At 36.6% G+C, this 12,043-nt stretch carries 10 protein-coding genes and 2 riboswitches; of the genes, 3 read left to right on the plus strand and 7 right to left on the minus strand.

Features of this window, described 5'->3' with window-relative positions; all coding sequences use genetic code 11:
• Positions 1 to 44 precede the first annotated feature (44 nt).
• A complete protein-coding gene (locus MKY60_RS20550; protein ID WP_093495496.1) occupies positions 45 to 1,268 on the minus strand; it encodes an MFS transporter in 1,224 nt (407 codons plus the stop codon).
• A gap of 295 nt (positions 1,269 to 1,563) precedes the next feature.
• Between MKY60_RS20550 and tatC the strand changes: the two genes are divergently transcribed.
• A complete protein-coding gene (tatC, locus tag MKY60_RS20555; RefSeq protein ID WP_090567562.1) occupies positions 1,564 to 2,319 on the plus strand; it encodes a twin-arginine translocase subunit TatC in 756 nt (251 codons plus the stop codon).
• A 55-nt stretch (positions 2,320 to 2,374) separates the two neighbouring features.
• Entirely contained in the window at positions 2,375 to 2,578 is a 204-nt protein-coding gene (tatA, locus tag MKY60_RS20560; protein ID WP_090567559.1) for a twin-arginine translocase TatA/TatE family subunit, read from the plus strand.
• 432 nt (positions 2,579 to 3,010) lie between these two features.
• On the opposite strand, the gene MKY60_RS20565 is transcribed toward tatA, so the two are convergent.
• The 6 genes from MKY60_RS20565 to mtnK form a co-directional block, all read right to left on the minus strand.
• Positions 3,011 to 4,177: a TraB/GumN family protein gene (locus tag MKY60_RS20565; protein WP_340880708.1), complete on the minus strand. Its 1,167-nt coding sequence runs from the start codon at positions 4,175 to 4,177 to the stop codon at positions 3,011 to 3,013.
• Between the two features lie 159 nt (positions 4,178 to 4,336).
• A complete protein-coding gene (locus MKY60_RS20570) occupies positions 4,337 to 5,356 on the minus strand; it encodes an ABC transporter permease (RefSeq protein WP_340931012.1) in 1,020 nt (339 codons plus the stop codon).
• Complete coding sequence (locus MKY60_RS20575; protein WP_340931013.1) at positions 5,331 to 6,836, minus strand: sugar ABC transporter ATP-binding protein; 1,506 nt, start codon at positions 6,834 to 6,836, stop codon at positions 5,331 to 5,333. Before MKY60_RS20575 ends, MKY60_RS20570 begins: the two co-directional genes overlap by 26 nt.
• 57 nt (positions 6,837 to 6,893) lie before the next feature.
• The gene (locus MKY60_RS20580; protein WP_093495500.1) at positions 6,894 to 7,976 is read right to left on the minus strand and encodes a sugar ABC transporter substrate-binding protein; all 1,083 of its coding nucleotides are present in this window, start codon (positions 7,974 to 7,976) and stop codon (positions 6,894 to 6,896) included.
• Positions 7,966 to 9,033 carry an S-methyl-5-thioribose-1-phosphate isomerase gene (mtnA, locus tag MKY60_RS20585; RefSeq protein ID WP_340931014.1) on the minus strand — a complete coding sequence of 356 codons (1,068 nt, stop codon included), beginning with the start codon at positions 9,031 to 9,033 and terminating at the stop codon, positions 7,966 to 7,968. Before mtnA ends, MKY60_RS20580 begins: the two co-directional genes overlap by 11 nt.
• Positions 9,011 to 10,219 (minus strand): S-methyl-5-thioribose kinase, encoded by a 1,209-nt coding sequence (mtnK, locus tag MKY60_RS20590; RefSeq protein WP_340931015.1) that lies wholly within the window; start codon positions 10,217 to 10,219, stop codon positions 9,011 to 9,013. The genes mtnA and mtnK overlap by 23 nt, the downstream gene beginning before the upstream one ends.
• A 75-nt stretch (positions 10,220 to 10,294) precedes the next feature.
• A riboswitch (SAM riboswitch) is annotated at positions 10,295 to 10,451 on the minus strand.
• A gap of 156 nt (positions 10,452 to 10,607) precedes the next feature.
• Positions 10,608 to 10,712: riboswitch (SAM riboswitch) on the plus strand.
• 112 nt (positions 10,713 to 10,824) lie between these two features.
• On the opposite strand from mtnK, the gene mtnW reads away from it, so the two are divergent.
• Positions 10,825 to 12,042, plus strand: a complete 1,218-nt coding sequence (gene mtnW, locus MKY60_RS20595; protein ID WP_340931016.1) for a 2,3-diketo-5-methylthiopentyl-1-phosphate enolase — start codon at positions 10,825 to 10,827, stop codon at positions 12,040 to 12,042.
• Position 12,043: the final 1 nt, after the last annotated feature.

Genomic DNA, 12,043 nt, shown 5'->3' on the forward strand with positions numbered 1-12,043 from the left:
TTACATATGCAATGAAACTACAACACAAAAAAGAAAAGCATTTGCTAAGCATGCTTTTCTTTTTTTGATTGTGATCGACGATTCAGTAAAAACACATACAAAAATGCACCCGCTCCTAGTAATCTCAATCCAGAGCTAATATACATAGAAGAATTCATGCCAATAAGATCTAAGGACCAGATCCCAATCTGTGGCGCAATAAACGCTACGAAGGCTAGAAGCACATTATACGTTGTAATACAGTACGTACGATACCTTTCAGGTGATTGCTCCAACAACAAGTTAAATAATAGTAGGACAGTACCAGATAAGAAAAACCCGGAAGTTGTTTGAATTAGAGTTAAATAGTATAGATTGGTAGATAGAACTGTTAAAAATGGAGTTGTTGCCATTCCAATTGCTGACCATATGAAGACTTGCATATTTGAATACTTATCCGCCCATTTTTTCCATAATGGAAAAGTTAGAAACTGCATAAGCATACTTCCAACGGAGAACATACTGATCCAAAAGATTGTTGCTCCTGCTATTCGAACATTATAAATATTAAACAGGCCCCAAGCCATTTGCCAACCAAAGTTAAATAACAGAGCAGCTACTAAAAACCAAACATAGCTGGAATATTTAAAAATACTCCAGTCCATCGATTTCTTTTTTATTTGCTCACCTGTTGTTTCAACAACATCTTCGTCTTGTCTTAATATGAAAAATACTTCTAGTAATCCGAAACCAAGTGCTAATACAAACAGAACTTGATACGCAATAATACTCTCGGTGGCATCTCTCATTAGAACCCCAATTAGTAATGTTGAGATTAGTCCAACCAACGTTAATAGACGATTACGGTCACTAAAAAATTGTCCTCTTCTCGATTCATCAATCATTCCACTTATCAATGTTTGCCACCCTACATTGGCTATCGTGTTCGGAACACTTATAAAAGCAATAATCCCTAGGAAAGCCCATGACTGAAGCGAATTAGAAGGTAAATAAACAACAAGTACAATTAGCAAGAACATTAATCGCGCTAGTAAAACAGACATTGCCACTAGTTTCTTTTGGGTACTTGCTCGATTAAGTAAGATTGCTGCTGGTATGGTCATTAACAGTGCCACTAATGGAGGTAAAGAGCTTATTAAGCCTACTTGATAATTAGTAGCCCCTAAAATGGTTATAGCAAAAATAGGGAAAAAGTTATTGGAAAAGTTAAGCGCTATGGTAGATGCCATTCCATGATAAATACTAATTTTTTCATTATATGGTCTCAATTTTTGTCAGCCCAATCAATTTTTAATAGAGGATATGCTAGAATTATATACTTGCTTTGACAGAAAACAAGTACTTCGAGACACAAAATTTTCATATTTTCCCTACGATAAAAACACCAGTAAATACTTGTTCATTTAGTGACAATAAGTGGTCTTTTATTTACAATTGATTCGTAAAGAGTATAATGTGTAGATGATGTAAAAGTACATTTACTGGGTATAATGGATTGCAGGTAGGACTGCATAATATATAAACAAGCTTCACTTTATTTGAGAAAATGGGGTGGTATCAAAAATGAATCAAGAACAACAACTGACGCTTGTAGAACATTTAACAGAACTTAGAAAAAGACTTATTATTGTTGCATCGACATTTATCCTCTCACTTGCCTTAGGATTTTGGTTAGCACCAAAAACACTCACGTTTTTAAAACAGCAACCTACAGCTGCTCATGTAGAGTGGAATGTCTTCGGGTATACGGATGGTTTAATGATCTATGTAAAATGCGCGCTGATACTAGCCATATTAATAACTCTACCAATTGCATTACATCAGATATGGTTATTCGTAAGACCAGGCTTAAATGAAAACGAGGTAAAAGGGACGGGCTATTTTATTCCGGTGTCATTTCTTCTATTTTTGCTAGGGATTAGTTTTAGTTACTACATTCTTTTTCCACTTATGTTAAATTTCATGTCGAATATCAATGATTCAATTGGCGCTTTGGAAACGTATGGGATGAAACAGTATTTTACTTTTATGTTTAACCTAGTTATTCCCGTAGGAATTGTATTTGAATTACCTGTAATTATACTATTCCTAACCAAATTGGGTATAATAACTCCAGACAGATTAAGAAAAATGAGAAAAATATCTTACTTTGTATTAGTAGTAGTGGGAGTTTCTATTACTCCACCAGACTTTATCTCTGACTTTATCATTGTCGTCCCATTATTATTGCTATTTGAAATTAGTATCCTTGTTTCGAGCTGGTCTTATAAAAAACAACTTGCGAAACGAGCACTTGAGGATAAAATGTTAGAACAATAAATTACTGCACACTGGCCACTGAATTTATAATCAAAGACTTAGAGGAGGAACTTCCATGCCAAACATTGGAGTACCAGGATTAATCATCATTTTAATAATTGCTTTAATCGTATTCGGACCATCTAAATTACCTCAATTAGGTAAAGCAGTTGGACAAACATTAAGAGAATTCAAAAACTCTACAAAAGATATCGTTGATGATGTAACAGAAGAGTTTAAATTAGATGACAAAGAAACAGACGTTAAAAAGAAAGCTTAGTAAGAAACTATCCCTACCTGTTTCAATAGGTTTTGGATATTGAGCTATAGAAAAGGGCTTGTCATGACTAATCATGACAAGCCCTTTTTTACGGTAATTTTATAGCGTTTATCTATTTAAAGTCGTCCTTACAATTTTTGGAACAATCCGGTGGGTTTTCTGGTCTCCAAAGTGCCTAGAATACTTGATTGGTGAAACAGAAATCTATATACATTGAATCAATTTCATAAAGAATATTATATAGTTAAATCCGAACAACGTTAATTTCCGCTCGGGCGGACGCTTTCCGCGGGATCGCTTAAAAAAAACGATAATATATTGCGATATTAAGTAAACATTCGTATTTTTAAATGAAACAAGTAATTATGAAATTGACTACATTATATAAAAAATCCCCTGTTATGCACCAATGCTTAACAGGGGATTTACTACCTATAGATTTTTGAAAAATACCCGTATCACATCTGCCCCACCTATAATGGTTCCCAGCGATCCAAATAAGTTGGTTAATACAACGACAAGTAAAACTCTAGTTACTTTGTTTTTCCAAAAACCTTTAATCGTAAAGACATCTTCCGATAACGTTTCAAAATCTGCTATCGTTGGACGCTTGATATACGCTTGGACAAGTCCTGAAAACCAACCTGAAGCTAAAATAGGATGAAGCGCTGTAACTGGTGCTGTTATAAATGCTGCTAGAATTGCTAATGGGTGTCCTAATGCAACTGCTGCTCCAACTGCCGCCATCGAACCTGTCCAAAGGACCCAACTCAATGCCTGATCAAAACCAGCAGAAGGATTTGCAAAGAACGTATACACGATTAATGCCACAATCAGAATCGGAATAGTCCAACCAATTATTTTAGGGACAACCGACTTTGGTGGTATAGCTGATAGCTTAACTAAATCCTGCTCTTTGTGAATTTCTTTTGTAATACCAGGTACATGGGCAGCTCCTAATACAGCAACAACTTTCACCCCCGGTGCTTCTTTAATTTTCTGCGCCAAATACTGATCACGTTCATCGATTAACGGTGTTTTAAGCTTGGGAAAGGATTCCGTAAACTCAGCTAATACAGCATTTAACGTATCCTTGGATTTCATATTCTCCATTTCTTCTTCCGATATTGTATCCTTACTGAAAATACTAAAGAAAACGGAAGTAAGTAATTGCGATTTCCCAGTCCATCCAAGATTATGCCATATACGTGAAAAAGTAGTTTGGATATTACGATCTGCTAATACAAGCTCTGCTCCATTCTCTTTAGCACTTGCTATACCTTGAATCATTTCCTGACCTGGCTTAATATCAAACTGTTTAGCCATGCGATTTTGGAAAGAAGAAATTGCCAAGTTCATTAATAGTAGGGTAGCTTTCTTATCCTTAATAACTTTAAAGATATCCGTCTGTTTCCACTTATTATTATCTTTTATAGATTGGTATCTTTGCTCATCCAATTCAATGCAAACAGAATCCGGTTGCTCTCTATCGATAACTTCCTTTACCTGCTCTGCACTTTGCCTTGAAACATGTGCCGTTCCGATTAATATAATCTCTTTATTATTCACATATAAACGTGTAATATTTTCCTCGGACATAAACTACTTCCTTCACCTAATGTATTATCTCTTAGTTAGACTTCTAAAAGATTCTCTACCCTTCATAATGAAGCAGATTATCCTAAATTTCAACGATGTTTCCTCTTTATTTATAATAATTTTGAAAAAACTCTATTTGTAAAGAGCAATTTCTACTCACTAAGCCCGAGTAAATCGTTTCTTCGCATAAACGTAAGTTACTGCCAGTGCCAAAACTAATACTGTTCCTTTAATAATATCAAATGCATAGTAAGGTAAATTTAAAATGGTTAAACCATTCAGTAGGATTCCAATAACTGCCGCTCCAAAAAAAGTGCCCAGTGCATTAGGCTTCCCAATTCCTAGTACGGAGTAGCCGACAAAAACTGCAGCAACCGCCTCCATTAAAAGTGGGGTGCCGGCGTCAATTTGACCTGATCCTACCCTCGCTGTGAATAATATTCCAGCCAATGAAGCAAAAATACCCGAAATGATGTAAGCGATAAACTTCACTTTACGCGTGTTCACTCCCGACAAGGTTGCAGCTTCCTCATTTCCTCCCGTCATATACAGAATACGCCCCCAACGAGTATGATTGAGAACAATATATGCTATTACCACGAGTATTAGCATAACCCAAACAGGTACAGGCAAACCAAGCAACCTACCTTGACCGATCCAAAGAAATGCCTCTGAGAATTGTCCTGGAGCTGTTTCACCAGAAGTAAGTGGCATATTATTGTAAATCGAGTATCCTTCCGTATATGTCCGATGAAATCCCGCAACAATATACATCGTACTTAATGTAGCTAATAAATCAGGAATACCTATAATTACAATTAGGAAACTATTAACCAAACCAACTAATACTCCAACTATAATAGGCAAGATTAGTACGAGCCATATAGGCATTTCATACCAAACCATTAGAGATGCGGTCACAACTGTCGATAGCGACATAGTAGACCCAACACTTAAGTCAAAACCTCCTACTACAAGTGTGAAGGTCACTCCCAATGCTAATAGGGTAACGATAGAAATAGAGCGTAGAATATCAGTGAAATTTGCATATGTAAAAAAAGCATCACTTATTGAACTGAAATAAATAATAATACAAATAAGTAACGCAATTGCCCCAAACTTAAATAAAAAATTGACAGCTCTTTCTTGCAACTTATTGTTCTTTACCACCGCTTGCATAAAGCAAAATCCTTTCTTGGGTCGCTTCTTTCCGTGATAGTTCCTTCACGATTTGACCATCATACATAATTAAAATGCGATCAGAAATTCCTAGAACTTCATGAATTTCACTTGAAAAGTAAAGACAGCCCTTCCCTTTTTCAGCAAACTCACGAATCATCCTGTAAATGTCTGTTTTTGCACCAATGTCAACGCCTTTTGTTGGCTCATCAAACAAATAGAGAACCGAATCCAACGAAGTCCATTTGCCTATTGCAACTTTTTGCTGATTTCCTCCACTTAAATGAACAAGCGGCGTCTCTGTACTATTTGTTTTTATTTGTAATCGTTCAATGATCACCTTTGCAAAGGATTTTTCTTTCCGTTTATTCATAAATAGAAAACGAGAAAAATTTTGTAAATTAGGAAAAGATGCATTGGTTTGCAATGTTTCTTGAACAAATAGTCCTTCTTTTCGTCTCTCTTCTGGAATCAGGACCATCCCTGCTTTTATCGCATCGTTTGGATGCTTTAACTTCAAGGTGTTTCCTAAAATTTCAATGCTTCCTTCTGTATGTGGAGAATATCCGAATAACGTTTTAGCTAGCTCTGTTTTTCCAGCCCCTACAAGACCGACAATACCAACAATTTCTCCTTCAGACACTTTAAAAGAAATATTCCTTACCTTCTCTCCTCTCGAAATATCTTTAACATGAAGTAATACGTTTCCTAATGCGTGTGTTCGAACAGGAAAATCATTATGATAAGAAGTTCCTAGCATAGCTTCAATTATCTCTTCTTGGTTAGTCTCGGAAGTATTATAGGTTCCCACTAACGTACCTTCGCCCATAACAGTTATCCGATCGCAGATTTCAAATACTTCTGGTAATCGATGAGAAATGAATATACACCCTACTCCATTTGCTTTTAGTTTTTTAATAACTGAAAATAATTTTGTAGATTCAAGAAGAGATAAAGGTGCCGTTGGTTCGTCGAATATAATAATCTTTGCAGAACTAATAAGTGCACGAGCTATTAAAACCAACTGCTTTTCTGCTAAAGACAGCATAAATGCTGGTTTTTCTACTGGAATATCCTCAGCCTGTAGCTGCTTCAAGGCTTTCCGCGCTTCGCTATTTAATTTCTTTTTGGAGATAAACATATTAGTTCCAGCAACAATTGAATCCAGTAATATATTTTCTGCAACTGAGAGTTCTAAAACAATAGCGGTATCTACCTCTTGATATACACAAAAAATTCCTAGATCCTTCGCGATTTTAGGAGAACGTATACGTATTTTTCTTCCTTCTAACAATATTTCTCCCATGTCTTGCTCATACACACCCGAGAGTACTTTCATTAGCGTACTTTTCCCAGCGCCGTTTACACCGAGTAAAGCATGTACTTCACCTTTTTTAAGATGAAATTCCGCTTTTTTCAAGGCATTAACTTTTCCAAATGATTTATCAATACCCTTCATGGAAAGAAAAGAATTAAGCATGAATTTCTCCTTTCTTAGAAAAAGCCGCCCTATTAAAACAGGACAGCTTAATTTTTTTTATCTGTTTTCTTCTAATCCTTTTAATTCATCTGTGTAACCCTGATCACTTGCTCCCCAACCTTCAATATAGTCACTTAGTTCACTAGTCGTTACTGTTTCTGCCGGTAATTTAGATGCATCAACAAAAACTGGTTCTAATACGACTTTTTCTTCTACATTCCCACCGTTAATTTTTTGGTATAAATAACGGACTTGAATACGACCGATATCCTTAGGATCTACTGCTGCCGATGCAACCCATGGACTATTGTCATTTTGAATCATCTGTAAATCTTCATCACTCATATCGATACTATATACCTTAATATCCGTACGTCCTGCTTGTTCTATCGCTCTAACTGCACCCTTTGCAAACTCGTCCCAAGCAGCCCAAACTGCAGTTATTTCACCTTTATTTGGATATTTTTTTAATACCGCTTCCATTTGTGATTGAGTGTCTAAAGCTGTATTTTGCGTGGCTGCACCGAATGTTGCAATTTCTTTAATCCCTGGATTCTCTCCTAGAAAATTCTCATACGCTATTTGTCGTCTTTCCATCGGCGCAAAACCTGCTACCCATATTTTTACGATATTCGCATCACCATTTGAATCTACCGCTAGCTTCTCTAGCGTCATTTTAGCCATTTTTTCATCACCTTGTTCTAAAGAGGTTACCCCTTCGACTTCTACTCCTGCATCAAATGCGACAACCGGAACCCCTTTTGCTACTGCATTCTCTACTCCTTGGTTCAGTGCTTCTTTTGTACCGTGATCTATTAATATACCGTCTACTCCTTGATTCACCGCGGCATCTAAATTGGAGGCCATTTTAGATAAATCCCCTTCAGAAGTAAACACTGTTACATTTCCACCAAATTTCTCTACCTGCTCTTTTACACCTTCAATATATTGAGCTGAAAATGTCCCTAAATTTTGTTGCATAACTAATGCAATTTTTTTACCAGTTAGCGGATGTTCTGAAGCCTCTCCCTTACTGCTAGATGATGTACTTGCTTCTCCTTCAGCTTTTGGTTGACATGCACCTAACAATACTCCAATAACCAAAATCGTGAATAACAACCAATACTTATTAGTTTTCATTAATTTTCTCCTTTTCAATTGATTTCGCTAATTTAGCGGAAATATTATCACAATAATCTGGATAAATAATTCCTTTTTCCGTTATAATGGCAGTGATATATTTAGCTGGTGTCACATCAAAAGCAGGATTGAAAACTTTTGTATTTGATAGAGCAATAGACTTGCCGTTAATAAGTGTAATCTCCTCTGCCTTCCTTTCTTCTATTGGAATTTCTACTCCATTATTTATGGATAAATCAAATGTAGAGGATGGTGCTGCCACATAAAATGGAATTCCATATACGAAAGCAAGAATAGCTAAGTTAAGAGTTCCTATCTTGTTTGCTGTATCTCCATTTTTTGCTATCCGGTCTGCACCAACAATAATTGCTTCTATTCCCTTTGCACTTATTGTGTGTGCAGCCATACTATCAGTTATAAGTGTCACATCGACTCCTGATTGCTGCAGCTCCCACACTGTCAGCTTGCCCCCCTGAAAGACAGGTCTAGTTTCACATGCGAATACTTCAAACTCTTTGCCAAGTTCCTTTCCTAGATGAAACGGAGCTAAAGCAGTACCATACTTTGCAGTGGCAATAGAACCCGCATTGCAAATGGTCATTACCTTGGTTTTATCACCTAGTAAATAAAGTCCAAATTCACCAATATTCCGACAGGACTCCTCATCTTCTTTGTGAATTACAATTGCTTCTTCAATTAATATCTGCTTTGCATCCGAAACACTATCTACTAAACTCACTATTTTCAACAAACGGTCAAGTGCCCAAACTAAGTTGACAGCAGTTGGCCGGGATTCACCCAAATATGTTGCATCTTTTTTTAGTAATGCTAGAAAATCTATCATCGAATTTGTTTTATAGCCCTGGGCCTCAATAGCTAATCCATATGCTGCCGTAATACCAATGGCAGGGGCACCACGAACTTTCAAGGTAATAATCGCCTCGTAAACATCTTTGAGTGCTTCAAGTTTTATATAGACAATTTCATGAGGAAGTTTCTGTTGATCTAAGACTACTAACTGCTTACCATCCCACTTAATCGATAATGGAATACTCATAAATAATTTCTCCTAGCAACTCAATTACTGCATCTATTGAGTCTATTTCTTGACGACTCACTATTAATCTTTCTCCAGTTTTTAGAGTTTGTTTTTTTAGTAAAATTCGTTTCTTTTCGTTTTCAATATTGTCCAAGTCTTTCACATGTGCGAGTCCAATTGTTCTACGAATAAGCTCACAGCCTGCGAATCCTAGTGAATCATGGAATATTTTTTCTAGCAAAAATGCTTTGTATCCCTCTATATCTTTAAATGAATCGAATTCACTCAGTTCCAAAAAACCTGCAAATTTAGTAGAAAAAGTGGTCCAAGTGTTTCGTATATGACCATGTATGACATCACGTTGTTTGCCTTCTCTGGTAATAGATTGGACTATTAAATTTGCTAAAAACAATCCTATATCAAAACCAATAGGACCGTAAAAAGCAAACTCTGGATCGATCACTTTAGTTTCTACTTCACTCGCAAAAACACTTCCTGTATGGAGATCTCCGTGCAGCAAGGCTTCCGCTTCGGTTAAAAAACTTCTTTTTAATTTTGCCACTTCAAGCTTTAATAATTTGTTGTTCCAGATTGCTTCTACTTCGACTTGTAATGCAGGTTCAAAGTCATTTGTTTCATGGTCAAAAAAAGGATCGGTAAAGATTAAATCCTCTGTGATCTTACACAATTCCGGATTTGAAAATTCTATTACAAGCGCTTTTTTCTCAAAGGGGTGAAGAGCAAAATCAGAAGTATGATAAAGTGTTAGAGCTAGGTAGTTCCCTATATCTGTCGATAATTTAGGGTAGGACTCACCTTTTATCAATCCTTCACGTACGATTGTGAGATGAGATAAATCTTCCATGACTGTGATAGCTAAATTTTCATCCGTTTCATAGACTTTTGGAACTAGATCGGCAGCATATTCTCCATGTCTTTTTAAGGCACTAGCTTCAATTTTTGCCCTTTTTAGAGTTAGCGGCCAGCTTTCCCCTATTACTTTTGCATAGGGCAAGGCCTGTTTAATAATAACTCCACTGCCACTCGTTTGATCTGTTATAAGAAAAACATAATTTAGATTTCCATCACCAATTTCTTCGCAAGTTAATTTAGCTGTATTCGGGAACAAAGATAATTCGCTTGCTAGAGAAATTGCAGATTCTGGTGTTAATGATTGATATTGTTTTGTCGCTACTACCGCCATTTAATTCTTCCTTTCATTCTCAAAATAAAAAACCTCTTTCCAAAAGAAAGAGGCCAAGAATAAGAGATTCTGAACCTCTTATCTCTCAGAAAGTAAACTTTCTGATGGAATTAGCACCGTGCCTTACGGAATCTTACATTCCGGCGCATAAAGCGCCCCGTCTCACAACGGTATTACGGTCGGTTGCTGGGCGTCATCGGGCCATTATCCCTCTGCCTGCTCTTGATAAGAGTGCGGTACAAGTATGATGTTTGATTAGAATCCTAGCATAATAGAAAAAGTTATGTCAACAGTATTTTGAATATATATACTTTTTAATTTTCTTGTTGACAGAAGTTTTATTGCATGGAATAATCAATATAATTTATTAAACATCAACTGAATATTTTTCTTATTTAGAGCAGGTGGAGGGACAAGCCCTATGATACCCGGCAACCGATTCATTTTTGAACACGGTGCTAATTCTTGCAGCCAAAAGGCTGAGAAATAAGAAGTTGTTAAACTATTAACCTCTTCTTATTTGAAGAGGTTTTTTATGTTATCTGGTCAGCGCTAGTCTGGGCTACATAGGCGCTTGCGCATTTATTTTAGTTAGGAGTGAAAAAATGAGCGGAATCACTGCGCACTATCAACTATATGGAAAATCTGGCTCTTTTGAAAAAAAGGCAGAAGATATTGCACTTGGATTGACTATTGGTTCTTGGACTGACTTAGCTTTGTTAGAACAAGAACAGTTAAAAAAACATAAAGGAAATGTAATATCCGTTACCGAATCCAAGGATATCCAGCACCCCTTTCACCCTGAAAAAATAAAAGCAGAAATTAAAATATTCTACCCTGCTGCAAATTTTTCTACTGATATTCCAGCAATATTAACAACGGTCTATGGCAAACTATCCCTAGACGGTGAAGTGAAGTTATTAGATTTAGAATTCGATACGAATCTTTTGTCTCATTTCCCCGGACCACGCTTTGGCATTAAGGGTGTTCGAGAAAAATTAGGAGTTTATGAACGTCCGCTAATCATGAGCATATTCAAAGGAGTCATTGGAAGAGACATAGAATATTTAGCAGAACAACTTAAACAACAGGCATATGGTGGAGTTGACCTTGTAAAAGATGACGAAATCCTATTCGATAATCCACTAACTTCTTTTGAATCACGTATTGCTACTGGACGAGAAGTATTGAGACAGGTGTATGAAGAGACAGGACATCGTACTTTATATGCAGTAAATTTATCAGGACGTACATTTGAATTAAAAGATAAGGCCAAAAAAGCCCGAGAACTTGGGGCAGATGCACTTTTATTTAATGTTCATACTTACGGATTAGATGCCCTTCAGATGTTAGCAGAAGACGATGAAATTCAATTGCCACTTATGGCACATCCAGCTTATAGTGGAGCATTCACTTCCTCAGCATATTATGGAGTTTCAACATCACTTATTCTAGGAAAACTTACTCGTTATGCAGGAGCAGACTTTTCATTATTCCCTTCTCCTTATGGCAGTGTTGCACTAGAAAAGTCTATAGCTCTTTCTTTAGGTGAAGAACTAACAAAAGCCAGTAAAGTTAAACAAAGCTTTCCAGTTCCATCTGCAGGCATTCACCCGGGTCTCGTACCCCTTTTAATGAATGACTATGGAATCGATAGCATTATTAATGCTGGAGGTGGTATACATGGTCATCCAGCCGGTGCAACTGGGGGCGGTTTGGCTTTTAGGCAGGCAGTAACAGCTGTTTTAGAAGAAATTCCATTAGTACAGGCAGCAAAACAACATAGTGAGTTAAAAACTGCACTTGAATTATGGGGGTTATAAT

This window comes from Psychrobacillus sp. FSL K6-1415, assembly GCF_038003185.1.
Taxonomy (GTDB): Bacteria; Bacillota; Bacilli; order Bacillales_A; family Planococcaceae; genus Psychrobacillus; species Psychrobacillus psychrodurans.

Excerpts from the sequence above, each read along its gene's own strand:
- tatC (WP_090567562.1), top strand. The coding sequence starts at position 1,564 with ATGAATCAAGAACAACAACTGACGCTTGTAGAACATTTAACAGAACTT.
- tatA (WP_090567559.1), top strand. The coding sequence starts at position 2,375 with ATGCCAAACATTGGAGTACCAGGATTAATCATCATTTTAATAATTGCT.
- MKY60_RS20565 (WP_340880708.1), bottom strand. The coding sequence starts at position 4,177 with ATGTCCGAGGAAAATATTACACGTTTATATGTGAATAATAAAGAGATT.
- MKY60_RS20570 (WP_340931012.1), bottom strand. The coding sequence starts at position 5,356 with ATGCAAGCGGTGGTAAAGAACAATAAGTTGCAAGAAAGAGCTGTCAAT.
- MKY60_RS20575 (WP_340931013.1), bottom strand. The coding sequence starts at position 6,836 with ATGCTTAATTCTTTTCTTTCCATGAAGGGTATTGATAAATCATTTGGA.
- MKY60_RS20580 (WP_093495500.1), bottom strand. The coding sequence starts at position 7,976 with ATGAAAACTAATAAGTATTGGTTGTTATTCACGATTTTGGTTATTGGA.
- mtnA (WP_340931014.1), bottom strand. The coding sequence starts at position 9,033 with ATGAGTATTCCATTATCGATTAAGTGGGATGGTAAGCAGTTAGTAGTC.
- mtnK (WP_340931015.1), bottom strand. The coding sequence starts at position 10,219 with ATGGCGGTAGTAGCGACAAAACAATATCAATCATTAACACCAGAATCT.
- mtnW (WP_340931016.1), top strand. The coding sequence starts at position 10,825 with ATGAGCGGAATCACTGCGCACTATCAACTATATGGAAAATCTGGCTCT.